General features: G+C 67.7%; 22 protein-coding genes. 12 read left to right on the top strand and 10 right to left on the bottom strand.

The features are described from left to right. Window positions 1–5 precede the first annotated feature (5 nt). On the top strand, window positions 6–959 hold the full coding sequence (tal, locus tag MMB92_RS28880) for a transaldolase (protein ID WP_012492750.1): 954 nt from the start codon (window positions 6–8) through the stop codon (window positions 957–959). 242 nt (window positions 960–1,201) lie between these two features. Next, window positions 1,202–1,657 carry a VOC family protein gene (locus MMB92_RS28875; RefSeq protein ID WP_006490663.1) on the top strand — a complete coding sequence of 152 codons (456 nt, stop codon included), beginning with the start codon at window positions 1,202–1,204 and terminating at the stop codon, window positions 1,655–1,657. Window positions 1,658–1,756: 99 nt separating this feature from the next. Here the strand turns inward: MMB92_RS28875 and MMB92_RS28870 are convergent, their stop codons facing one another. The 3 genes from MMB92_RS28870 to MMB92_RS28860 form a co-directional block, all read right to left on the bottom strand. Then, entirely contained in the window at window positions 1,757–3,307 is a 1,551-nt protein-coding gene (locus MMB92_RS28870) for a sodium:solute symporter family protein (protein ID WP_006490666.1), read from the bottom strand. Continuing rightward, complete coding sequence (locus MMB92_RS28865; RefSeq protein ID WP_006490660.1) at window positions 3,304–3,546, bottom strand: DUF3311 domain-containing protein; 243 nt, start codon at window positions 3,544–3,546, stop codon at window positions 3,304–3,306. The genes MMB92_RS28870 and MMB92_RS28865 overlap by 4 nt, the downstream gene beginning before the upstream one ends. Window positions 3,547–3,744: 198 nt before the next feature. Further along, the gene (locus MMB92_RS28860; RefSeq protein ID WP_034201486.1) at window positions 3,745–4,662 is read right to left on the bottom strand and encodes a spermidine synthase; all 918 of its coding nucleotides are present in this window, start codon (window positions 4,660–4,662) and stop codon (window positions 3,745–3,747) included. A 145-nt stretch (window positions 4,663–4,807) separates the two neighbouring features. Between MMB92_RS28860 and MMB92_RS28855 the strand changes: the two genes are divergently transcribed. Next, window positions 4,808–5,062, top strand: coding sequence for a hypothetical protein (locus MMB92_RS28855; RefSeq protein WP_077021650.1), 255 nt, complete (start codon window positions 4,808–4,810; stop codon window positions 5,060–5,062). Window positions 5,063–5,356: 294 nt separating this feature from the next. Next, on the top strand, window positions 5,357–6,553 hold the full coding sequence (locus MMB92_RS28850; protein WP_265206703.1) for a glycosyltransferase family 87 protein: 1,197 nt from the start codon (window positions 5,357–5,359) through the stop codon (window positions 6,551–6,553). Between the two features lie 23 nt (window positions 6,554–6,576). Here MMB92_RS28850 and MMB92_RS28845 read toward each other — a convergent pair whose 3' ends face one another. The 4 genes from MMB92_RS28845 to MMB92_RS28830 form a co-directional block, all read right to left on the bottom strand. After that, a complete protein-coding gene (locus MMB92_RS28845) occupies window positions 6,577–7,056 on the bottom strand; it encodes a DNA-deoxyinosine glycosylase (protein ID WP_006490664.1) in 480 nt (159 codons plus the stop codon). Continuing rightward, window positions 7,056–7,652 carry a chorismate lyase gene (locus tag MMB92_RS28840; RefSeq protein WP_277563113.1) on the bottom strand — a complete coding sequence of 199 codons (597 nt, stop codon included), beginning with the start codon at window positions 7,650–7,652 and terminating at the stop codon, window positions 7,056–7,058. The genes MMB92_RS28845 and MMB92_RS28840 overlap by 1 nt, the downstream gene beginning before the upstream one ends. Window positions 7,653–7,660: 8 nt before the next feature. Continuing rightward, on the bottom strand, window positions 7,661–9,559 hold the full coding sequence (htpG, locus tag MMB92_RS28835) for a molecular chaperone HtpG (RefSeq protein ID WP_006497068.1): 1,899 nt from the start codon (window positions 9,557–9,559) through the stop codon (window positions 7,661–7,663). Between the two features lie 201 nt (window positions 9,560–9,760). Next, window positions 9,761–11,221 (bottom strand): PLP-dependent aminotransferase family protein, encoded by a 1,461-nt coding sequence (locus MMB92_RS28830; protein ID WP_006483766.1) that lies wholly within the window; start codon window positions 11,219–11,221, stop codon window positions 9,761–9,763. 230 nt (window positions 11,222–11,451) lie between these two features. On the opposite strand from MMB92_RS28830, the gene MMB92_RS28825 reads away from it, so the two are divergent. The 7 genes from MMB92_RS28825 to MMB92_RS28795 all read left to right on the top strand — a co-directional run bounded on the left by MMB92_RS28825 (window position 11,452) and on the right by MMB92_RS28795 (window position 19,808). Beyond that, window positions 11,452–12,144: a VOC family protein gene (locus tag MMB92_RS28825; RefSeq protein ID WP_277563112.1), complete on the top strand. Its 693-nt coding sequence runs from the start codon at window positions 11,452–11,454 to the stop codon at window positions 12,142–12,144. Window positions 12,145–12,198: 54 nt separating this feature from the next. Then, window positions 12,199–13,107, top strand: a complete 909-nt coding sequence (locus MMB92_RS28820) for a DMT family transporter (RefSeq protein ID WP_006497072.1) — start codon at window positions 12,199–12,201, stop codon at window positions 13,105–13,107. Between the two features lie 151 nt (window positions 13,108–13,258). Beyond that, on the top strand, window positions 13,259–14,440 hold the full coding sequence (locus tag MMB92_RS28815) for a PLP-dependent aminotransferase family protein (protein WP_277563111.1): 1,182 nt from the start codon (window positions 13,259–13,261) through the stop codon (window positions 14,438–14,440). 42 nt (window positions 14,441–14,482) lie between these two features. After that, window positions 14,483–14,941, top strand: a complete 459-nt coding sequence (locus MMB92_RS28810; RefSeq protein WP_006478174.1) for a RidA family protein — start codon at window positions 14,483–14,485, stop codon at window positions 14,939–14,941. Window positions 14,942–14,954: 13 nt separating this feature from the next. Further along, the gene (locus MMB92_RS28805) at window positions 14,955–15,839 is read left to right on the top strand and encodes a PhzF family phenazine biosynthesis protein (RefSeq protein ID WP_048984612.1); all 885 of its coding nucleotides are present in this window, start codon (window positions 14,955–14,957) and stop codon (window positions 15,837–15,839) included. Window positions 15,840–16,055: 216 nt separating this feature from the next. Beyond that, window positions 16,056–18,395 carry an EAL domain-containing protein gene (locus MMB92_RS28800; protein ID WP_006487653.1) on the top strand — a complete coding sequence of 780 codons (2,340 nt, stop codon included), beginning with the start codon at window positions 16,056–16,058 and terminating at the stop codon, window positions 18,393–18,395. Between the two features lie 204 nt (window positions 18,396–18,599). After that, window positions 18,600–19,808, top strand: coding sequence for a chromate transporter (locus MMB92_RS28795; protein ID WP_006487623.1), 1,209 nt, complete (start codon window positions 18,600–18,602; stop codon window positions 19,806–19,808). A 45-nt stretch (window positions 19,809–19,853) separates the two neighbouring features. Here the strand turns inward: MMB92_RS28795 and MMB92_RS28790 are convergent, their stop codons facing one another. Next, window positions 19,854–20,300, bottom strand: a complete 447-nt coding sequence (locus MMB92_RS28790; protein WP_034201481.1) for a multidrug/biocide efflux PACE transporter — start codon at window positions 20,298–20,300, stop codon at window positions 19,854–19,856. A gap of 112 nt (window positions 20,301–20,412) precedes the next feature. Between MMB92_RS28790 and MMB92_RS28785 the strand changes: the two genes are divergently transcribed. Continuing rightward, window positions 20,413–21,297 (top strand): LysR family transcriptional regulator, encoded by an 885-nt coding sequence (locus MMB92_RS28785; RefSeq protein ID WP_006487670.1) that lies wholly within the window; start codon window positions 20,413–20,415, stop codon window positions 21,295–21,297. 53 nt (window positions 21,298–21,350) lie between these two features. On the opposite strand, the gene MMB92_RS28780 is transcribed toward MMB92_RS28785, so the two are convergent. Together MMB92_RS28780 and parC are read right to left on the bottom strand one after the other, a co-directional pair. Further along, a complete protein-coding gene (locus tag MMB92_RS28780; protein WP_006487629.1) occupies window positions 21,351–21,809 on the bottom strand; it encodes a CopD family protein in 459 nt (152 codons plus the stop codon). Window positions 21,810–22,073: 264 nt separating this feature from the next. After that, the gene (gene parC / locus MMB92_RS28775; protein WP_006487625.1) at window positions 22,074–24,395 is read right to left on the bottom strand and encodes a DNA topoisomerase IV subunit A; all 2,322 of its coding nucleotides are present in this window, start codon (window positions 24,393–24,395) and stop codon (window positions 22,074–22,076) included. Window positions 24,396–24,408: the final 13 nt, after the last annotated feature.

Below are 24,408 nucleotides of genomic sequence, written 5' to 3'. Positions count from 1 at the left end.
TCGCCATGACTACCGCACTCGACCAGCTGAAGCAGTACACGACCGTCGTCGCCGACACGGGCGACTTCCAGCAGCTTGCGCAATACAAGCCGCAGGACGCGACCACGAATCCGTCGCTGATCCTGAAGGCCGTCCAGAAGGATGCGTACAAGCCGATCCTCGAGAAAACCGTCCGCGATCATCGCAACGAAAGCACCGATTTCATCATCGACCGCCTGCTGATCGCATTCGGCACCGAAATCCTGAAGCTGATCCCGGGCCGCGTATCGACCGAGGTCGACGCGCGCCTGTCGTTCGACACGCAGCGCTCGATCGACAAGGGTCGCGAGCTCATCAAGCTGTACGAAGCAGCCGGCGTCGGCCGCGAACGCATCCTGATCAAGCTTGCGTCGACGTGGGAAGGCATCCGCGCGGCCGAGGTGCTGCAGAAGGAAGGGATCAAGTGCAACATGACCCTGCTTTTCTCGCTCGTGCAGGCCGCCGCGTGCGCGGAAGCCGGCGCGCAGCTGATCTCGCCGTTCGTCGGCCGCATCTACGACTGGTACAAGAAGCAGGCCGGCGCCGACTGGAATGAAGCGCGGGACGGCGGCGCGAACGATCCGGGCGTGCAATCGGTGCGCCGCATCTACACGTACTACAAGACCTTCGGCTACAAGACCGAAGTGATGGGCGCGAGCTTCCGCACGACCAGCCAGATCATCGAGCTCGCCGGCTGCGACCTGCTGACGATCAGTCCCGATTTGCTGCAGAAGCTGCAGGAGAGCAACGACACGGTCGCGCGCAAGCTGTCGCCCGACACGCTGCAGGACAAGCCGGCCGAGCGCGTCGCGATCGACGAGGCGTCGTTCCGCTTCCAGCTGAACGACGAAGCGATGGCCACCGAAAAGCTCGCCGAAGGCATCCGCGTGTTCGCCGCCGACGCGGTGAAGCTCGAGAAGCTGATCGACGCGCTGCGCTGAGCCATGCCGCGCGTCAGCGGCTGTCAGCAAGACTGACAACAGCCGTCAGCACTTGCTGCACACGGTCGCGAACGTGATGTTCGCGGCCGTTTTTATTTTTCATTCCATCGTCAAGCGCGCGCACTACAATCCACGTCACGGGTGCGACGGCCGCCTCCCGATGCACCCTTTCCCCCCAGTCAGTCTTGCACGACGCCGTGCCAGCGCCGCCGCGCCGGCACGGCTCATCCCAGGAGACAACGATGCAAGTTCAACCGTACCTGACGTTCTACGGTCGCGCCGACGAAGCCCTTCAGTTCTACGAAAAGGCACTCGGCGCGAAGACGATGTTCAAGATGCACTTCAAGGACGCCCCGCCGAATCCCGATTACCCGATGTCGCCGGAGATGGCCGACAAGGTCATGCACGCGAGCTTCACGATCGGCGACTCGATGATCATGTGCTCGGACGGCGATTGCAGCCAGCCGGCGGGCGCCGCGCACGCCGGCTATTCGCTGTCGCTGAACCCGGCGACGGTCGACGAAGGCCAGAAGCTGTTCAATGCGCTCGCCGACGGCGGCGAAGTGACGATGCCGTTCGGCAAGACGTTCTGGGCGCTCGGCTTCGGGATGGCGAAGGATCGTTTCGGCGTGCACTGGATGGTCAACGTCGAGGACCTGTCGCAGCGCGAGGATCTCGCGAAACGCGCGCAGGGCTGACGCAAAACGAACGCCCGCCACCTTGCGGTGGCGGGCGTTTTCGTTGCCGGGCAGCCACGTAATGCGTCGTGCGCGGCGAGCGGCCGTGCACCGGCCGTATCAGCCCTCGACGACGTCCAGATAATCCTCCGGCCGCGTGCGATCCTCCGCATGCGCCATGCCCATCACCCGCACCAGCACACTCACCGCCACCGATACCACCAGGTTCACGACCAGCGACCACACGGCCGCATAACCGGGGATCGCGAGACCGAACAGGTGGATCGTGAAGATCGAGCTGGCCAGCTTCAGCGAAATCGCCATCCACGTACCGCACACGATGCCGGCCGCCCAGCCGGCCAGCAAGCCGCGATGGTCGAGCACGCGCGTGTACAGGCCGAGCACGATCGCCGGCAGCGTCTGGATGATCCAAATCCCGCCGAGCAGTTGCAGCTGGATCGCGTAGGTCAGCGGCAGCCCGAGGATGAACGCGACCGCGCCGACCTTCACGATCAGCGACACGAGCTTCGCGACGTGCGTTTCCTGGTCGTGCGACATGTTGCGGTTCACAAACTCGCGGTGGATGTTGCGCGTGTACAGGTTCGCGGCCGCGATCGACATGATCGCCGCCGGCACCAGCGCGCCGATGCCGATCGCCGCGAACGCGACGCCGACGAACCACGACGGGAAATACTCGAGGAACAGCGCGGGCACCGCGAAGTTCGGGCCGAACGCCTTGAAGTACGGCGCGTACTGCGGCATGTCCTTCACGCCGGAGGCGAGCGCCATGTAGCCGAGCAGCGCGAGCAGGCCGAGCACGAACGAGTACGCGGGCAGCATCGCCATGTTGCGGCGGATCGAGTTGCCCGACGACGACGACAGGATCGCCGTGACCGAGTGCGGATACAGGAACAGCGCGAGCGCCGAGCCGATCGCGAGCGTCGCGTACGCGCTGTAGCCGTTCAGGCTCGTCGCGTCCGGCGCCTTCAGCAGCAGCTTCGCGGGCGGCACCGCGGAGAAGATGTGCCCGAAGCCGCCAAGCTTTGCGGGGATCACGATGACCGCGGCCGCGATCGTGACGTAGATCAGCACGTCCTTCACGATCGCGATCATCGCGGGCGCACGCAGCCCCGACGTGTACGTGTACGCGGCGAGGATCGCGAACGCGATGATCAGCGGCAGATCGCCGACGAAGCCGGTCGTGTCGAAGCCGAGCGCGCCGATCACCACCTCGATGCCGACCAGTTGCAGCGCGATGTACGGCATCGTCGCGACGATGCCCGTCACCGCGATCGCAAGCGCCAACATCCGGCTGCCGTAGCGTGCGTTGACGAAATCGGCGGCCGTCACGTAGCCGTGCCGCTTCGCGATGCTCCACAGTTTCGGGAACACGACGAACGCGAACGGATAGATCAGGATCGTGTACGGCAGCGCGAAGAAGCCCATCGCGCCGGCGCCGAATACGAGCGCGGGCACCGCGACGAACGTGTAGGCCGTATAGAGGTCGCCGCCGAGCAGGAACCACGTGACGATCGTGCCGAAGCGGCGTCCGCCGAGGCCCCATTCGTCGAGATGAGCGAGATCGCCGCGCCGCCAGTTCGCGGCCAGGAAACCGATGATCGTGACGCCGATGAACAGCAGGACGAAGACGAAGGTCGCGCCGAGATTCATTGCGCACCTCCTTGCGTGCCGCTCGCCTTCCACGCGTTCTTGGTCTTGAAATACACGAACGCGGTGATCACCGCGCTGATGAAGACCCAAAGCAACTGGTACCAGTAGAAAAACGGAAAACCGAGCCATTGCGGTTCGATCTTGCTGTACGACGGCACCCAGACCATCGCGATCAGCGGCAGTACCAGCAGCCAGAGCCAGCGCTTGGCGGCCCGGTTGGCGTCGGCATCGTGAGCCATGACGTCTCCTCTTGTTTCCCGGTTATCGATCTTGTTGAGCGGGTACGGCACCGAGAGGAGCGGCAAAACGGGTAGGCTGCGGCTCCCCTGGCTTCGCGCCAGTATAGGAGCCGCGAGCACGCGGTCAAGCAGGGGCGAACCCGAGGTGATCCGCCCCTTGTCGCGGGTTGCACCGGCCTGCCGCCGGTGCATCCGGCGTCAGATCGCGAACGCGGTGTCGCGTGCGCCGGTCGTTGCTTTCAAAGCTTTCACCCACTTGCGCGCGGGCAGCTTCAGCGTGTCCTCGATCAGCTTCGCCCGGGCGTCGAGCTGCGCGAACGGCACGTCGAGCGCGGGGCCCGAAAACGCGATCGCGATGCGGTTGCCGTCGTGCACTTCGGGCAGCGCGATCACGCGGTGATCGAACGCCGCGTTCAGGTGCTTCATGTTGCGCACGAAGCTCGGATGATCGCCGAACAGGTTGATCGTCGCGATGCCGGCATCGGCCAGGCAGCCGCGCACCGCGCGGTAGAACGCGACGCTGTCGAGCACGGGGCCGCGCGCGGTCGCGTCGTACAGGTCGATCTGGATCGCGCCGGTCGTGCCGCGGTTGGCCGGGTCGTTGACGAAGTCCCAGGCGTCGGCTTCGTGCACGACGAGGCGCGCGTCGTCGGGCGGCAGCGCGAACATCGTGCGCGCGGCGACGATCACGGCCGGGTTCAGCTCGACGGCCTCGACCTTCGCGTGCGGCAGGAAACGGTGCGAGAACTTGGTCAGCGCGCCGGTGCCGAGCCCGAGCTGGACGATCCGCTCGGGCGTTTCGAGGAACAGCAGCCACGCCATCATCTGCTGCGCGTATTCGAGCTCGATGTGCAGCGGCTTCGAGATCCGCATCGCGCCCTGCACCCACTCGGTGCCGAAGTGCAGGAAGCGCACGCCGCCTTCTTCGGAGAACGTAACGGGCGCGAAGCGCGGCTTGCGCGGCGCTTCGAGCACCGGCACGTCGTCGTGCTCGTCGATGTCCGGGCGGCGCTTCACGCGCGGCGGCTGGAGTTTTTCGGAGCCGTTGTAGGCGGACGCCTTGCGTTGCTTGAACGCGCGCGCCTCGGCGGACGCGCGCTTGATCAGTCGGGTCATGATGATTGAATCTCGCTGGGTGACGCTGGATGAGCGGACGAGAGGATAGCATTGGTGGGAGACGGAGGCCGCGACGAACGCGCGGCCCTGCGTGACGCCGAATCACGTCGGCGCTACGCTGCACTTGCGGATCACGGGAGCGCGCATGACCTCGAACGACAGGAAGATCTGGTTTCCAGCGAAGCGCTACGGCTGGGGATGGGGATTGCCGGTGGCGTGGCAGGGCTGGGTCGTGCTGCTGCTGTTCGCGATCGGGATCGTCGCGAGCGCGTGGCTGCTGCCGCCGCAACGCTCGCCGGTCGCGTACGGCGCGTGCATCGTGGTGCTGGTCGCCCTGCTCACCGCGGTGTGCTGGATCAAGGGCGAGAGACCGCGGTGGCGCTGGGGCAACGACGATTGAGCGTCGCCGGCAACGGCGCGCGACGGGCGCCATGCGTGCCTGCAGCCGGTACGTGCCGATGTCCCAGTCCATTCGACTGCTGATACGACGACCGTCGAAATCCACGAACCCGCCGCCAGCCTGATTCGCAGACGTGACCGGTCATTTACTTTCTTGCAATAAAAAGGCCGTTCGGTCGACCGAACCTATGCCAAACTGAAACGGCATTCGGGGAGGCTCATAGCGGCCATGACGCACACTGCGACGGACCACGCATCGCCAGATCGCCGGGGATGGCTCTCCCGAGAGCGGCTCGTGCTGTATAGCGCGGCCATCCTGCTGTTTCAGCTCGCGTTGCTGGGTATCTGGGCATTTTCGTGCTGGGTGCTGCATCTCCCCGGCGTGCCGCCTCCCGGCATCGACTTCCGGGTTTTCTGGAGCGCGTCCTTCGTGTCGCTCCACAGCGGGCCGCTCGCTGCCTTCGACCTTCATCAGATGTTCGCGGCGGAAGCCCGCTTGCTGCCGGATTGGCCGCCCGCGCGGATCGCCGCGCCGTGGGTTTATCCGCCGACCTTCCAGTTGCTGGTGTATCCGCTGGCGTTGCTGCCCTACGCCGCTTCGTACGGCCTGTTCGTCGGCATCGGCATCGCTGTCGCGCTGGCGGCGTGCACGCTCGCGATGAAGGATCGCCCGCTGCCGTGGATCGCGCTCATCGCGTTCCCCGGCATCTGGGTCGCGACGATCTGCGGCCAGAATTCATTGCTGACCCTGGCGTGCGCCGCCGGCGCGCTGGGATGGCTCGAACGACGTCCGGTCGCCGCCGGCGTATGCGCTGGCCTGCTCGTCATCAAGCCGCAGCTCGCGCTCCTGTTCCCGGTGCTGTTCCTCTGCGGCGGACATGTCCGCGCGGTTGGCGCGATGGCCGTCACGGCCGCGCTGTTCTGCGCGGTCAGCGCGCTGGTGCTCGGCGTGCCGCCGTGGATGCGTTTTTTCGACACGCTGTCGTGGTTTAGCCACTTGATCCTGGCGAACAACGCCGGCGGAATCTGGAACGCGATGCCGACGCCGTTCGCGATGTCGCGACGGTCGGGCGCCAGCCTGCCGACCGCCTTTGCCGTGCAGGCGGCCGTCGCGATACCGGCCGTCGTTGCGACCGCGGGTCTATGGGCGAGTAAGAAGCATGCCGATCTTTGCGCGGCGGCGGCGATCGTTGCGACGCTGCTGACGCAGCCGTACCTCGTCTACTACGATCTCGCGTGGCTGCTGCTCGCGATCATTTACATGTGCAGGTACGACCGGGCAACCCGCGCGCTCGGGCGGGTGGACCATGCGGTCATGGCGTTGGCGTGGGTCCTGCCGGGCCTTTCGTTTTTCTTCGTGTTCAAGCCCGCGATGGGACAACCGGGCGCCGTCCTGTTGCCGATTTTGCTGATCCTGATCGTCTACCGCGCCTTGCATCCGCGCGCGGCTGACGCGAGAACCTCGGTTGCCGTACGACAGTCGCCCGGCTAGCGCAGCGACGCTCCGACGCGACGCTATCGAACGGCGATCGCGCGCCACTGCGCGAGCTTCTGCTCGAACGACAGCATCGCATTCGCCGGGCTCGACGACGGCAACACGAGCGTCTCGTATCCGGCCTGGCCGATCACGTCCGCGAACCGCCCCGCCGTCTTGCCGTTGAAGCACACGCGCTTCAGTAACGGCGCATGCTCGCGCAGCGACGCGAAGTCGTTCGGCTTCGCATTGCGAATCGCGGAATCGAGACTGCCCTGACGATGGCACGCATCGAGCACATCCCAGATGCCGATGCCGTGCGACAGCACGCGCGCGAGCCGCGCGTCGTACGGCAGTTCATGCAGCGTCGGCTCGCCGAGCACCGCGCCGAGCAGCCGCCAGAACTGGTTGCGCGGATGCGCGTAGTACTGCGCGGCGTCGAGCGACGCCTCGCCCGGAAAGCTGCCGAGGATCATCGTGTGCGTATGCGGCGCGACGACCGGCGGAAAGCCCTGCAGCATCACGCGCCTCCGTGCGGCCCGACCGACCGCGGCCCGTCGCCGTGCGCGGCGAGATGGCGCCACAGCGCCGGCAGCATGCACTCGGTGACCATCAGCGGCTTGCCGTGACGCTGGAACACCGAGCGGCGCGCGGCAAACGCATGCGGCGCACGCGCGCCCTGCAATGCATGGCTCGCGAGCGCATACAGCGGATGACCGGCGATCACGCGCCGGCTCACGAGCGCCGAGCGCTCGACCTGCGGATCGCTGTACAGCAGCTCCGCGAGCGGCCGCGCGCGCAGCCGCCGCATGGCCTGCCACACGCCCTTGCTCGCCGCGAGCGGCGCAATGCTGTGCGCGGCGACGTACGGCGTGCCGTCGACCGACAGGATCACCTCGCGCACCCACATCGGCGCGCGCGGCGAACTGGCGAGCGCGTCCGGCTCGTCGAACCACGGCGAATCGACGGCCTCGCGCGTCACGCGCACGTTCACGCGGCCGAGCCGCGCAAGATGCGCGGTCAGCGATCCGCCTCGCGTCAGCCAGTCGCGCTGGTCGAGCGTGCAGCCAGGCCGCGGCGTCTCGCGCCAGCCGGCCTGGGCGCCGTCGAATCGCATGCGCGCGTTCACGCGGCGCGCGACAGCAGCAGCGCGTTGGTCCGCTTCACGAAGCTCGCCGGGTCGTCGAGCATGCCGCCTTCGGCCAGCAGCGCCTGATCGAACAGCAGATGGCACCAGTCGCCGAAATCGGCGCTGTCGGCGTTCAGCTGCTTCACGAGCGCGTGCTCGGGATTGATCTCGAGGATCGGCTGCATCGCGGGCGCGTTCTGGCCGGCCGCCTTCAGCATCCGCTGCAGATAGCCGCTCATGTCGTTGTCGTCCGCGACGAGGCACGACGGCGAATCGGTCAGGCGGAACGTGACGCGCACTTCCTTCACCTTGTCGCCGAGCGCTTCCTTCATCTTCTCGACGACCGGCTTGATCGCCTCGCCGGCCTGCTCCTGCGCCTTCTTCTCCTCGTCGTTCAGCTCGCCGAGATCGAGATCGCCGCGGGCCACGCTCGCGAGCGGCTTGCCGTCGAATTCGTGCAGGAACGACAGCATCCATTCGTCGACGCGGTCGGTCAGCAGCAGCACCTCGACACCCTTCTTGCGGAACACTTCGAGATGCGGGCTGTTCTTCGCGGCCTGCCAGGTATCGGCGGTCACGTAGTAGATCTTGCTCTGCTCGGGCTTCATGCGCGACACGTAGTCGGCGAGCGACACGTCCTGCGCGTCGGTGTCGCCGTGCGTCGACGCGAAGCGCAGCAGCTTCGCGATGCGCTCGCGGTTCGCGTGATCCTCGCCGAGGCCCTCCTTCAGCACTTGGCCGAACGCGCCCCAGAACGTCTTGTACTTCTCCTTGCCGGCATCCTCTTCCGCGTTCGCGAGTTCCTCGAGCATCGACAGCGCGCGCTTGGTCACGCCCTCGCGGATCGCCTTCACGTCGCGGCTTTCCTGCAGGATTTCACGCGACACGTTCAGCGGCAGGTCGGCCGAATCGACCACGCCCTTCACGAAGCGCAGGTATTGCGGCAGCAGTTGCTCGGCGTCGTCCATGATGAATACGCGCTTCACGTACAGCTTCAGGCCGCCGCGATAGTCGCGGTTCCACAGGTCGAACGGCGCGTGCGCCGGCACGAACAGCAGCTGCGTGTATTCGCTGCGGCCCTCGACGCGGTTGTGCGTCCACGTGAGCGGATCCTGGTGATCGTGCGCGATGTGCTGGTAGAACTGCGTGTACTGCTCGTCGGTGACGTCGCTCTTCGAACGCGTCCACAGCGCGCTCGCCTGGTTGACGGTTTCGTCCTCGTCCTTCAGGACCATCTCGCCCTTTTCCTGATCCCACTCTTCCTTGCGCATCAGGATCGGCAGCGCGATGTGGTCGGAGTACTTCTGGATGATCGACTTCAGGCGGTGCGACGACAGCAGGTCGTCCTCGCCTTCGCGCAGGTGCAGCGTGATCGTCGTGCCGCGCTGCGCGCGCTCGATCGCGTCGATCGTGAAATCGCCCTCGCCGGCGCTTTCCCAGCGCACGGCCTGGTTCGCCGGCAGGCCCGCGCGGCGCGTCTCGACGGTGATCTTGTCGGCGACGATGAAGCCCGAGTAGAAGCCCACGCCGAACTGGCCGATCAGCGCCGCATCCTTCTGCTGGTCGCCCGACAGCTTCGTGAAGAATTCCTTGGTGCCCGACCGCGCGATCGTGCCGAGGTTCGCGATCGCCTCATCGCGGCTCATGCCGATGCCGTTGTCGTCGATCGTGATCGTGCGCGCGGCCTTGTCGTAGCCGATGCGGATGCGCAGGTTCGGATCGTTCTCGTACAACGCGTTGTCCGCGAGCCCCTCGAAACGCAGCTTGTCGGCCGCGTCGGACGCGTTCGACACCAGTTCGCGCAGGAAGATTTCCTTGTTGCTGTAGAGCGAATGGATCATCAGGTGGAGGAGTTGCTTGACCTCTGCCTGAAAGCTCATCGTTTCGTGTGCCATGGATGCTGTTTCCTCTTACTAGAACTGAAAAGGGGTGACGCCGGCGCCCGGCGCGCGATGCCGGCGGCCCCGCGAAAGACGGCGCGTCCGGGACGGCCCGTGTGGGACGGCCCGTGTGGGACGACCGCCTGGCGCCGGCGGTTTGCGCGCGTATCTGGGGACGGCTCGGACAATTTCAAGAGCCGGCCTTGCCGCGCCGCGTCACGACGCGCGCCGCACCGCCGAGTCGATATAGCTCGCCAGCAGCCCCGGCAGCGCCGGATCGCCGCAGTTCGCGACGTTGAAGCGCATCCACGTGGACGGCGACTGCTGCGGCGAGAACAGGCTGCCCGGCGTCAGCAGGAAGCCGGCTTCGTGCGCGACCGCCGCGAGCGCGTCCGAATCGACGCCCGTGTCGGCCCACAGGAACATCCCGGCCGCGGGCATCGTGAAGAGCCCGAGCCCGGTGCGCTCGAGCATCCGCGCGGTCTTGTCGCGCACGCCGTCGAGCCGGGCGCGCAGCCGCTCGACGTGGCGCCGGTAATGCCCTTCGGTCAGGATCTTGTACAACACGCGCTCGTTGAGCTCGGGCGTGGTCATCCCGACCAGCATCTTCTGGTCGGTGATCGCTTTCGCGATCTCCGGCGCGCACGCGACGTAGCCGACCCGCAGGTTCGCCGCGAGCGTCTTCGAATAGCTGCCGAGATAGATCACGCGCTTCAGCTGGTCGAGGCTCGCGAGCCGCGTGGCCGGATAGCTGGGCGGGCACAGGTCGCCGTATATGTCATCCTCGACGACCAGGAAATCGTAGGCCTCCGCGAGCTTGAGGATCCGGAACGCCTGCGCGGCCGACAGCGACGTGCCGGTCGGGTTCTGCAGCACCGAATTGATCACGAGCATCTTCGGCCGCCACATCTGCACCAGGGTTTCGAGCGCGTCGAGGTCGGGGCCGTCGGGCGTATACGGCATCCCGACGAGCTGCGCGCCCTGCGCCGCGAAACGGCCGAACATCTGGAACCACGCGGGATCGCCGACGATCACCGCATCGCCCGGGCGCATGTAGATCCGCGAGATCAGGTCGATCGCCTGCGTGATGCCCGACACCAGCACGATCTGTTCGGGCTTCGCGCCGATCTCGACTTCGGCGAGACGCGTCTGCAGTTGCTGGCGCAGCGGCAGGAAGCCCTGCGCGGTGCCGAAACCGAGCATCTGCGCGCCCGACTGGCGCCCGAGCGCGCGCAGCGCGCCGGTGATCAGCTCGCCGTCGAGCCAGCGCCCCGGCAGGTAGCCGAGGCCGGGACCCTTCTCCGGGCTGACGGTATGCAGCATGTTGCGCAGCAGCCAGACGACGTCGATCGTGTTGTGCACGGGCGCGGCCTCGGCCACCCGCGCGACGCTGTCGGCCGGCTGCGGGCCGGCGCCCGTGCGCTCGCGCACGTAGAAGCCGGAGCCGCGCCGCGAGTCGAGGTAACCCTGCGCGACGAGGCGCTCGTAGGCCTCGACGACGGTGAAGCGCGACACGCTCTTGTCGAGCGCGAGCTTGCGGATCGACGGCATGCGCATGCCGGGACGGAACACGCGTTCGTCGATACGCCGCCGCGCCCACTGGACCAGCTGGTCGACGAGCGTGAGCGTGGCCGTGTCGTGCGGCGCGGGAATCTGGGCGAGTGGGACGGTGGACATGGGCGGCAGCTCCAACTGTACCGAAGGCTATCGCGCCGATTGTACCGTTACTGTGCCGGTAGCGACGATTACAGTTGACCGGAATGGCGATCGTGCGGCCGCCGTTGCGGCCCCGCCGCACCTGGCGCTGCGCCCGCCGGCCCGCTTCGCGGCCGGGTGCGCCGGCCGGTCCGGCGCCGCCCGGCCCGCCGTCCGCCTACCATGACACTTTCGCTTCCCGACCGACGCTCATGCCAGCCCGCTCCCTGACACTCGACCATCTCGTGATTGCCGCGCGCACCCTCGACGAAGGCGTGCGCCATGTCGCCGACGCACTCGGCATCGAGCCGGCCGGCGGCGGCCGCCATCCGCTGATGCGGACCCACAATGCGCTGTTCGGCGCGTGGGGCGGGCTCTACCTCGAAGTAATCGCGATCGACCCCGATGCGCCCGCGCCGGACGACGGCACGAAGCCGCCGCGCGCGCGGCTGTTCGGGCTCGACGATCCGGCGCTCCAGGCGCGGCTCGTGCAGGGCCCGTTTCTCGCGCACTGGGTGGCGCGCGTCGACCGCCCGCGCCAGCTTGCGTTGTGGCAGCGCCAGTACCCGGCGCGCATCGCGCCCGTCGTCGCGATGCGGCGCGGCGACCTGAGCTGGGGCCTCACGGTGCCCGACGACGGCAGCTTCCCCGCATGGCAAGGCGCCGGCGACGGCCTCGTGCCGTCGCTGATCCAGTGGGACAGCCCGCGTCATCCGGCCGAATCGCTGCCGGCCGACGGCGTCGCGCTGAAGGCGCTCAAGGGCGCCCACCCGCACGCGGATACGGTCCGCGAGCAACTCGACTGGCTCGGCGCCGCGCACCTGCTCGACCTCGAATCGACCGACGGTCCGCCGGCGCTGATCGCCGAATTCGACACGCCGCACGGCGCACGCACGCTGCGCTGACCGCCCCGCCGCTTTCCCGACGACAACGACCTGCACGACGGAGACACCCACGACATGAATTCGCGCGAAACCCGGGGCATGCTGCTCGGCCTCATCGGCGTGATGATCTTCAGCCTGACGCTGCCGATGACGCGCATCGTCGTATCCGAGCTCAATCCGCTGCTCAACGGGCTCGGCCGCGCGCTCGCCGCCGCCGTGCCGGCCGGCCTGCTGCTGTGGTGGCGCCGCGAGCCGCTGCCGAGCCGCGCGCAACTGAAAAGCCTCGCGATCACGTCGGCCGGCGTGATCATCGCGTATCCGGTGTTCTCGGCCTGGGCGATGAAATCGGTGCCCGCCTCGCACGGCGCGGTGGTCAACGGCTTGCAGCCGCTGTTCGTCGCGCTGTATGCGGCCTGGCTGTCGCACGAACGGCCGTCGAAGGCGTTCTGGGCCAGCGCGGTGGCCGGCAGCGCGCTCGTGATCGCGTTCGCGCTGCGCGACGGCGGCGGCACCGTGCAGGCCGGCGACGCGCTGATGCTCGTCGCGGTCGGCATCGGCGCGCTCGGCTATGCGGAAGGCGCGCGCCTCGCGCGCCAGATCGGCGGCTGGCAGGTGATCTGCTGGGCGCTCGTCGTGTCGGCGCCGTTCCTCGTGCTGCCGGTCGGCTGGCTCGCGTGGATGCAGCACGCCGCGCATCCGGGCCCGCTCGCGCTGCGCACGTGGCTCGCGTTCGGCTACGTGACCCTCTTTTCGCAATTCATCGGCTTTTTCGCGTGGTATGCGGGGCTCGCGATGGGCGGCATCGCGCGGGTCGGCCAGGTGCAACTGCTGCAGATTTTCTTCACGATCGCCTTTTCCGCGCTGCTGTTCGGCGAAACGGTCACGTCGTCGACGTGGCTGTTCGCGGCCGCCGTGATCGCGACCGTGGTGCTCGGGCGCCGCTCGGCGGTCGCCACGGCCCCGCGTCCCGCTCGCGCCGGCTGAACAGCTGCGCCATAATGGACGTTTTGCCTGATCGGTTTGCCCACCCGGCCGCGAAGGCTTCATCGCGTTCGCGCTCGCCCACCCGGCGGCGTCGAAGCGATTCGCCCGAACGACCTTTCTTGACTGACCACGATATCCGAACGAGGAGACTATGAATCCGAGCGACCTGCATCCGCCGCACTGGCAGCTTGCCGAACGCGCCCGCAAGCTGACGAGCTCTGCGATCCGCGAGATCCTGAAGGTCACGGAACGCCCCGAGGTCATCTCGTTCGCCGGCGGCCTGCCCGCCCCCGCGACGTTCCCGGCGGAACGCATGCGCGCCGCCGCCGACCGCGTGCTGCGCGACGCGCCGGCCGCCGCGCTCCAGTACAGCGCGACCGAAGGCTACCTGCCGCTGCGCGAATGGATCGCCGAGCGCTACAGCGTGCGCGTGTCGCAGGTGCTGATCACGACCGGCTCGCAGCAAGCGCTCGACCTGCTCGGCAAGGCGCTGATCGACCCGAACAGCCCGATCCTCGTCGAAACGCCGACCTACCTCGGCGCGCTGCAATCGTTCTCGCTGTACGAGCCGCGCTACGTGCAGGTGCCGACCGACGAGCAGGGCCTGCTGCCGGAAGGCCTCACGCCCGGACTCACGCAAGGCGCGCGCCTGCTGTACGCGCAGCCGAACTTCCAGAACCCGACCGGCCGCCGCCTGCCCGTCGAGCGCCGCCGCGCGCTCGCCGCGTTCGCGCAGACGAGCCCGTTCCCGGTGCTGGAGGACGATCCGTACGGCGCGCTGAACTACCAGGGCGAGCCGCTGCCGACGATGCTGTCGATGGCGCCCGACCACGTCGTGCACCTCGGCACGTTCTCGAAGGTGCTCGCGCCGGGCCTGCGGATCGGCTACATCATCGCGCCCGAGGAACTCCACTTCAAGCTCGTGCAGGCCAAGCAGGCCACCGACCTGCACACGCCGACGCTCACGCAGCGCATCGCGCACGAAGTGATCAAGGACGGCTTCCTCGACGAGCACATCCCGACGATCCGCGCGCTCTACAGCGCGCAATGCGACGCGATGCTCGGCGCGCTCGCGCGCCACATGCCGGAAGGCGTCACGTGGAACCGCCCGGAAGGCGGGATGTTCATCTGGGTGAACCTGCCCGCGCAGATCGACAGCATGAAGCTGCTCGCCGCGGCCGTCGACAACCACGTCGCCTTCGTGCCGGGCGCGCCGTTCTTCGCGGAGAACGCGCAGCAGAACACGCTGCGCCTGTCGTTCGTGACGGTGCCGCCCGAGAAGATCGAGGAAGGCGTCGCGCGCCTCGGCAAGCTGCTGCGCGAGCGCCTCTGATCCCCTTTTTCCTGTCACGACTCTCTACGAGGAATCGAACACATGGCTAACGTCTACGACAAACTGAAATCGCTCGGCATCGAACTCCCGACCGCCGGCGCCCCGGCTGCCGCCTACGTGATGAGCGCGCAAAGCGGCAACACGGTCTACCTGTCGGGCCACATCGCGAAGAAGGACGGCAAGGTCTGGGCCGGCAAGCTCGGCGCGGATCTGCAAACGGAAGACGGCAAGGCCGCGGCCCGCTCGATCGCGATCGACCTGCTCGCGACGCTGCACGCGCACACCGGCGACCTGAACAAGGTCACGCGCATCGTCAAGCTGATGAGCCTCGTCAACTCGACGCTCGACTTCACCGAACAGCACGTCGTGACGAACGGCGCGTCGGAGCTGATCGCGGAAGTGTTCGGCGACGCGGGCAAGCATGCGCGCTCGGCATTCGGCGTCGCGCAGATCCCGCTCGGCGCGTGCGTCGAGATCGAACTGATCGCCGAAGTCGCGTAACGGGCGCATCGCGATGTCCGGCCGTCTCGTTCGTTTCAAGCAGGTCGACGTGTTCACGTCGGCGCCGTTCAAGGGCAATCCGCTTGCCGTGGTGTTCGACGCCGATTCGCTCGGCGACGACGCCATGCTCGAGATCGCCCGCTGGACGAACCTGTCGGAAACGACGTTTCTCTGCACGCCCACCGATCCGGAAGCCGACTATCGCGTGCGGATCTTCACGACGGGCGGCGAACTGCCGTTCGCCGGTCACCCGACGCTCGGCACCGCGCATGCGTTCCTCGAAAGCGGCGCGCGGCCGCGCACGCCGGGCCGGCTGATCCAGCAGTGCGGAGTCGGCCGGGTCGCGCTGCGCGAGCAGGCCGACGGCTGGGCGTTCGCCGCGCCGCCGGCACGCGTCACGCCGCTCGACCGTTCGGACTACGCGGTACTGGCCGCCGCGCTGCGCAGCGACGCGCTCGACCTCGATGCCGAGCCGTGCGCGGTCGACAACGGCGCGCCGTGGCTGGTCGTGCGGCTGAAGTCGGCCGATGCGTGCATCGGCCTGTCGCCCGATCCGGCCGCGCTGGCCGCGCTCACCCGGCGTTACGGCGTGGACGGCCTCGCCGCCTACGCGCCGCATGCCGAAGGCGGCCCCGCGACGTTCGAGATCCGCTGCCTGATGACGGGCGGCCAGTTCGGCACGCCCGGCGAGGACCCCGTCACCGGCAGCGCGAACGCCGCGCTGGCCGGACTGCTGACGCGCCAGGCACGCCGCCCCGGCCCGTCGTATACGGCCCGCCAGGGCACCGCGATCGGCCGCGACGGCCGCATCTTCGTCAGCTACGACGAAGACGGCACGACCTGGATCGGCGGCCGCGTCGTCACGGTCGTCGACGGCACGTTTCGGTCACCCGACTGACATTTCGCGATGTGCGATGGCGCCGGCTCGTCCGGCGCCCTACGCTTCACCCAACTATCGCAAAAACGTTCCAGCCAGTAATATCGGGCCTAATCCGTTGTTTCGGAGGTCTGTCCATGGTTGCGCGTCCCGCGAACGAACAGACGTCGGGACAATCCGAACCATAGCCGGCCATCCAGACGGATGGCGCACGCGAGCAGGACGCCGCCCTCTTCGATGAGCTCCGCCCGGTCCAACCACACGCCGCCGAACCGGCCGCTGCGCGCGCCGCGCAAATCGCGCCGGCGTGCGCTGTTTGCCATCCCGCTGCTCGGGATGCTGGCGCTCGCGCTGCTGTGGGCCGTGATCATCGCGCGTCTGTCCGTTGAAAAGGACAGCGCGTACAAGGAAGCGGCGGCCTCCGCGGCGATCCTGTCGTCCGCGCTCGAGCAGCATACGGTCAAGGCGATCCACCAGGTCGACCAGATCACCCGCTTCGTCAAGTTCGAATTCGAGAAATCGCCGGCGCGCTTCAATCTCGCGAGCGCCGTCGAGAAAGGCGTCGTGCCGAGCGACACGCTGATCCAGGTGTCGCTCGTCAACGCGAAGGGCATCCTGTTCGCGAACACCGCCGAACTCCATCCGCAGCCGATCAACCTGTCCGACCGCGAGCACTTCAAGGTCCACCTCGCGCACAACGATGATCGCCTGTTCATCAGCAAGCCGGTGCTCGGCCGCGTGTCGAGCCACTGGACGCTGCAGATGACGCGGCGCCTGAACAACCCGGACGGCAGCTTCGCGGGCATCGTCGTGGTGTCGGAAGACCCGAGCTACTTCACGAACGATTTCTACAACAACGCGGCCATCGGCAAGGAAGGCGTGATCGCGGTCGTGTCCGACACGGGCGCGGTGCTCGCGCGGCGCACGGGGTCGGTCAACAACGCGCCGGGCGCGTTTTCGGCCTCGGGCGTCTACCCGATCGCGGAGCGGGTGACCGGCACGATCATCGATCCGATCGACGGCGTGACGCGCATCGTGTCGTACCGCCACCTCGACGGCTACCCGCTCGCCGTGATGGTCGGGCTGTCGCAGACGGAAGAGTTCGCGGACTACACGCACACGCGCAACGTCTACCTGCTGATGACGAGCTTCATCACGCTCGCGATGCTCGCGTTCTTCGGCGTCGCGACGGGCCTGATCGGCAAGCTGCTCGGCCGCGAGCGCGAAATGACGCAGCTCGCCGAATACGACCTGCTCACCGGCCTCGCGAACCGCTATGCGACGCTGCGCGGGCTGCGCAACGACGTGTCGATGCCCGCGAGCCTGTCGCGGCTCGGCCTGCTGTTCATCGATCTCGACAACTTCAAGACCGTCAACGACACGCTCGGCCACAACGCCGGCGACATCGTGCTGCAGATGACCGCATCGCGCCTCGCCGACGCGGTCGACGACGAAGGCTCGCTCGCGCGCATCGGCGGCGACGAGTTCGTGGTCGTGATGAAGGGCGACGACGTCGAGCGGCGCGCGGTGCGGCTCGCGGAAGCGATCATCCGGATGTTCAGCGAGCCGTTCGACGTACGCGGCAGCTCGTTCGTGCTGCATGCGAGCATCGGCATCGCGCTGCACACCGTCGCGAACGAAAGCGAGATCGACCTGCTGAAAAAGGCCGACCTCGCGATGTACAGCGCGAAGGACGCCGGCAAGAACTGCTACCAGTTCTATGCGCCGCACCTGTCGCACCGCGCCGACCACCTGATGCGCTGGGAGCAGCAGTTGCGCGTCGCGCTCGCCGAGGGGCAGCTGTTCCTCGCGTACCAGCCGAAGATCGACCTCACGCACCGCACGATCACCGGCTTCGAGGCGCTGGCACGCTGGGATCACCCCGAGCACGGCGTCATCTCCGCGAACGAATTCATTTCGATCGCCGAATCGACCGGCCTGATCGTGCCGATCGGCGACTTCGTGATCCGCACCGCGTGCGAGCAGATCGCGCGCTGGCGCGACGAAGGCCACGACACGCTGACGCTCGCGGTCAACATCTCGCCCGTGCAGTTCTGGCGCGGCGACCTGATCGAGACGATCTCGCAGGCGCTGCAGGACACCGGCATCGACGCGAACCGGCTCGAGATCGAGATCACCGAAACCGCGATGATGGAATATCCGGAGCTCGTGTCCGAAAAGATCGTCGCGCTGAAAAAGCTCGGCATCCGGATCGCGCTGGACGATTTCGGCACCGGCTATTCGTCGCTGTCGTACCTGCACCGCTTCTCCGTCGACACGCTGAAGGTCGACCGCTCGTTCGTGCAGGCGATCCCGAACGATCGCAGCGTGTGCGTGATGGTGTCGTCGATCGTGCATCTCGCGCGCTCGCTCGGGCTGACCGTCGTCGTCGAGGGCACGGAGACCGAGGAGCAGATCACGTGGCTGTCCGCGCTCGGCGAAATCGAGGCGCAGGGCTTCCTGTTCTCGCGCCCGGTGCCGGCCGACGCGATTCCCGCGCTGATCGCACGCTTCGGCGTGCGCGGCGATCGTCCGAACGTCGTCGCGCATCGCGCGACCGGCAGCACCGGCGCCTGAACAGCCGCACCGCTGCTGCCGCGGCGCGCGTTGCGCACCGCCGCAATTGTTTCGTGTTCCGATCCGATCGTTTAGTTCATTAACTGGTGTTTTCGCGCATGGCAGTGTCATGATGCGCGGCGGACAATCGGGAGGGCCGACGTGTCGGCGGGCCGCCGGCACGGCCCTACGCGAGAGATCCGGCCCTGCGCCAACCACACAATCATGACAACCGTCGAAGTCGAAGCGACCACGCGTGTCGAAGAGGCACCCGCCTCCCTGTGGGCCTTGTTCAAGGTCGTCGCCGGCATTTCGGCCGTCTCGTGGGGCGGGCTTTCGATGATGGCGCAACTCGAACGCCATTACGTGGAGCGGCTGCAGCGCATCGAGCCGCACGTTTTCGGCGATCTCGTCGCGCTCGCGTGGCTCGTACCGGGCCCCGTCGGCTGCAACGTTGCCGTGCAGGTCGGGCAGACGCTGCACGGCCGTGCCGGCGCATGGGTCGCCGGCATGGCGAGCGTGCTGCCGTTCTCGATCCTGATGACGCTGTTCGCGATCTTCTATCAGACGCCGCTCGTGCGCTCGCTTGCCGCGCCGATGCTGATCAATCACTTCGGGATGGTGCTCGCCGCGCTGATCGGCGTCACGTGGGTCAAGCAGTTGCGCTCGCTCGCGCGCACGCGGCTCGAACAGGCGATCGCCGCGCTCTCGACGATTCTGCTCGCTTTCGCGCATAGTCCGGCCGCTTTCGTCGGGATTCTGTTCGCCGCGTTTGCAGCGGGCTGGCTGACGGGGCCGCCGCAACGCGACGCGGTCGATTTCACGCTGTCGAAGCGCGACCGCAGCCTGCTCGTGCTGCTCGGCGTGCTGGTGCTGCTGTTCGCGGTGCCGTTGCCCGGCGATTACCAGGCGCAATTGCTGTGGCCGCGGCTCGCGGGCGCCGGCATGACGCTGTTCGGCGGCGGCTTCTCCGCGCTGCCGGTGCTCAAGACGCTGTTCGTCTCGCCGGCGACCGGCATCTCCGATCACGACTTCACGCTGGCGTTCGCGCTGTCGCCGGTCGCGCCGGGGCCGTTGCTGAACGTGGTGCCGTTTCTCGGCTACCTGACCGACGGCTGGGTCGGCGCGCTGCTCGCCACCGCCGCGCTGTTCATTCCGTCGGGATGCCTCGTCGTGTTCGCGCAGAACCACCTGCTCCGGCTCAAGCGCCATTCGCGCTTCGAGCACGGGATGCGCCTGCTGCGCGCGGCGACGACGGGCTTTCTCGTGGTCGCCGTCGTCAAGATCCTGCATCGCGAACCGGCCGACCCGGTTTACTGGCTGACGGGCGCGTTCGCGACGCTGTGCTTCACGCGCTTCAAGGTGCCCGTTTATGCCGTATACGGCGCGGTCGCCGTGGCCTGCAGCGTGTGGCTGTGGGCCGCCGCGCACTGACGGGCGGCGGCCGTCGCGCTGCCCGGCCCGGTTCGCCTCACCGGCTCAACCGGCCCGCATCGCGACCCGGCGTGCCATCCAGCGGGCGCGCAGCGCGTCGTACGCGAGGTTGAAGCAGAACGTGTAAGGCAGGAAGAACAGCACGATGCCCAGGTCGAGCAGCAGCGCCTCGACGAGGCTCACGTTCAGCCACCACGCGGCCACCGGCACCACCATCGCGACGAGGCCGAGTTCGAACATCACCGCATGCGCGATCCGCATGCCGAGCGTGCGCGACAACCCGGCCCGCCGCTCGAAGCGGTCGAACAGCGCGTTGAAGGTCATGTTCCACGCCATCGCGATCAGCGACACCATCACCGTCAGCACGCCGACGTGCGACACCGGCATGTCGAGCAGCCACGCGCCGATCGGCGCGCACAGCGCGATCGCCACCAGCTCGAACGTCAGCGCGTGCAGCAGGCGCTCCGTCACCGTTTTGTTGATCTGTTTCATGATTCGCTCCAATGCGTTAGCTGATCCATGGCGGCCATTTTGATCGGCAATACCGTATTAATCCAGTTTGATATCATCGGTTTTACCGATATATCACCGCCTGGAGCACTGCATGCACCACGCCCCCGAAGCCCTGCTCGCATTCGCCGAAGCGGCGCTGCTCGGCTCGTTCACGGCCGCCGCGCGCAAGCTCGGCAAGCGCCAGTCGACCGTGTCGGAAGCGATTGCGAACCTCGAAATCGATCTGGGCGTGCAGTTGTTCGATCGCTCGACGCGCACGCCGACGCTCACCGACGCCGGCCGCGCGCTGCTGCCGCAGGTGCAGCGCGCGCTCGAGGCCAGCGCGGCGATCGACCGCACGGCCGCCCGGCTCGCCCACGGCGAGGAAGCGCGGCTCACGCTCGTCGTCTCCGATACGTACCAGTCGAAGCGCTACGAAGAGACGCTGATGGCGCTCGAACGGCGCTTTCCGGCGCTCGAGCTCGAATGCCAGATCGCCGAGCACGACGACGTGCTCGACCTGATCCAGCAAGGCCGCGCGCAACTCGGGCTGATGGCCGCGCGCGCGGCCTACCCGGCCGATATCGGCGCGGCGACGGTGGCGGAGGAATCGGAGATCGGACTGTTCGTCGGCCGCACGCACGTGCTTGCCGAATACGGCGACGCCGAGGTGCCGCACGCGGCGCTGCGCGACGTGCGCGAACTGCGCCTCAATACCTACGTGAAGACGGAAGGTCGCGGCACCGACGACCGGATCGTCGTCGGCACGCAGCACTGGCTGGCGCCGAGCTACCTGATGCTGCTGGAGATGGCGGTGCTGGGGTTCGGCTGGGCGGAACTGCCGCGCTGGATGGTCGAGCACTTCGCGCGCGACCGCCTGTGCGAGCTGCGCTCGCGCGGCTGGCCGCGCCGCGTGCGGGTGGATGCGGTGTGGTCGCGCAACCGGCCGCTCGGGCCGGCCGGTTCATGGCTGCTCGACGCGATGCTGGCCGCGTAGCGCCGCGTGCCGCCAGGCCCGCGGCGACCCGGCAGCGGCCGGACGCCGGCCGGTCAGAAACCGCGCGACAGCACGGCCGCGCCGATCGTGACGACGCCGAGCACGAGATTCACGACGACGAGCAGGCGCACCGCGTTCACCGCGCGCGCGCCGTCCGGCCAGTTCTGCGCCTGCACCGCACGGCGAATGCGCGGGAACAGCGCGAAGCGGATGTGCCCGAAGATCAGCATCATCACGACGCCGAGCCCGGCCATCGCATGCAGCGACCACGTCGCGTGTGCGCCGCCGAAGCTCGTCAGCAGGAAACCGCCGGACAGCAGGATCACGATCACGGCCCCCGACACCCAGTTGAAGAAGCGGCCGAACACGCCTTCGATCAGCGGCAACCGCAACTGCGGCGACAGGTCGGACAGCGCCGGGCGCAGGCAGAAGTGCGCGAAGACCATCCCGCCCACCCACACGGCGACGGCCAGCAGGTGAAGAAACAGCGCGACGGCAACGGCGTGGGACATGGCGACGATCCTGTATGAGGGGGGGGCAGCGAACGGCCGCGTCGCGCGCGGCATCAAGCGACGTTCGACCAGCCAGTCGCGTCGCGGTTCAGACCCTCGGCGCGATTTCACACTATTTTGCAAATTCCGCGTGACAGCGCCACGCTTGCTTACCCGAATCCCCGCGTCAAAAAAAGAAAAAGCCGCACGGCCGCCGAAGCGGACGTGCGGCCTTCGATCGCGGCCGAACCGTCGAACCGGACGATCCGGACGCCCCGCGCGGCGTCAGCCGAGCAGCGGGCGCAGCTCGTTGACGACCTTGAGCTTCGTCTCCGGCGTGCGGCCCTTGCGTGCGCGCTTGCCGATGTGCGGCGCGAGCCCGGCGTACGACAGCGTGTCGTCCTGCGCCTTGCCGCCGCGGCCGGTGCCGATCAGCACGACGCCGGCCGGATCGATCGCCAGCGCCTGCACGAGCGTTTCCTTGTCGTCGAGCGCCATCAGGATCACGCCGCGGCCGCCGCCGGACAGCGTCTTCATCTCGTCCATCCCGAACACCAGCAAGCGCCCGCCGCTCGACAGGCACGCGACCTGCGTCGCGTTCGGCAGCACCGGCATCGGCGCGAGCGGCACCGCGCCCGCATCGATCGTCATGAAGGACTTGCCGGCCTTCACGCGGCTCACCATGTCGCCGACCTTCGCGAGGAAGCCGAAGCCGTTGCTCGACGCGAGCAGCAGTTGCTGGTCGGCCGGCGCCGCGTAGTAGTGCATCAGGTGCGAGCCCGATTCGAGCTCGATCAGCGACGTGACCGGCACGCCGTCGCCGCGCCCGCCCGGCAGCACCGACACGTCGACCGAATACACGCGGCCGCTGCTGCCCCATGCGATCAGCCGATCCGGCGTGCGGCACTGGAACGCCGCGTACAGGTGGTCGCCCGCCTTGAACGTGAAGCCGGCCGGGTCGAGCCCGTGGCCCTTCAGCGCGCGCACCCAGCCCTTCTGCGACACGACGACCGTCACCGGCTCGTCGACCACCTTCGCCTCGAACGTCGCGCGCTTTTCCTGCTGGATCAGCGTGCGGCGATCGTCGCCGTACTGCTTCGCGTCGGCCTCGATCTCCTTGATCATCAGCCGCTTCATCGCGCTGTCGTTGGCGAGCAGCTCCTCGAGCTTCGCCTTCTCGTCGCGCAGCGCTTCGAGTTCCTTCTCGATCTTGATCTTCTCGAGCCGCGCGAGCTGGCGCAGGCGGATTTCGAGAATGTCCTCGGCCTGCCGCTCGCTGAGGCCGAACGCGCTCATCAGCGCGGCCTTCGGCTCGTCCGACTCGCGGATGATGCGGATCACCTCGTCGATGTTCAGGAAGACGATCATCCGCCCTTCGAGGATGTGGATGCGGTCGTCGACCTTCGCGAGACGATGGCGGCAACGGCGCGTCATCGTCAGCTGGCGGAACTTCACCCATTCGTCGAGGATCGTCAGCAGGCCCTTCTGGCCCGGCCGGCCATCCGCGCCGATCATCACGAGGTTCAGCGTCGCGTTCGATTCGAGGCTCGTGTACGCGAGCAGCGTGTTCACGAATTCCGTCTGGTCGATCGTGCGCGACTTCGGCTCGAACACGAGCCGCACCGCCGCTTCCTTGCCCGACTCGTCGCGCACTGCGTCGAGCAGGTCGAGCATCGCCTTCTTCGTGTTGAGCTGCTCGGGCGTCAGCGTCTTCTTGCCGAGCTTGAGCTTCGGGTTGGTCAGTTCCTCGATTTCCTCGAGCACCTTCTGGCCCGACGTGTTCGGCGGCAGTTCGGTCACGACGAGCTGCCACTGGCCGCGCGCGAGATCCTCGATCTTCCACTTCGCGCGCACCTTCAGGCTGCCGCGCCCCGTTTCGTACGCCGCCGAGATTTCGGTGTCGCTCGAGATGATCTGGCCGCCGCCGGGGAAATCCGGGCCGGGAATCAAGCTCATCAGCTCCGCGTGCGTGAGCTTCGGATTGCGGATCAGCGCGACCGCCGCGGCCGCGACTTCGCGCAGGTTGTGCGACGGGATTTCAGTCGCGAGGCCGACCGCGATGCCCGACGCGCCGTTCAGCAGCACGAACGGCATGCGGCTCGGCAGCGTCTTCGGCTCCTCGAACGAGCCGTCGTAGTTCGGCATGAAGTCGACCGTGCCCTGGTCGATCTCGTCGAGCAGCAGCTTCGCGATCGGCGTGAGGCGCGCTTCCGTGTAACGCATCGCCGCCGCGCCGTCGCCGTCGCGCGAGCCGAAGTTGCCCTGCCCGTCGATCAGCGGGTAGCGCAGCGAGAAATCCTGCGCGAGCCGCACCAGCGCGTCGTACGCCGACTGGTCGCCGTGCGGATGGTATTTACCGAGCACGTCGCCGACCACGCGCGCCGACTTCACCGGCTTCGCGTCCGGGCCAAGACCCATTTCGTTCATCGCGAACAGGATCCGGCGCTGCACCGGCTTCTGGCCGTCGCACACGTCGGGCAGCGCGCGGCTCTTCACGACGCTGACCGCGTAGCTGAGATACGCCTGCTCCGCGTAATTGCCGAGCGTCAGCGCTTCGGCATCCGGTGCATCGGACCCGGCAAAGAGATCGGAAGTATTGTCGTCCATCTGAATTCCGTAT

Origin of the sequence: Burkholderia sp. IO2 (genome assembly GCF_029522185.1) — a bacterium.
In the GTDB taxonomy this organism is placed as follows: domain Bacteria; phylum Pseudomonadota; class Gammaproteobacteria; order Burkholderiales; family Burkholderiaceae; genus Burkholderia; species Burkholderia cenocepacia.
The sequence above is the reverse complement of the archived record's forward strand: the minus strand, read 5'-3'. Positions and strand labels throughout refer to the sequence as shown.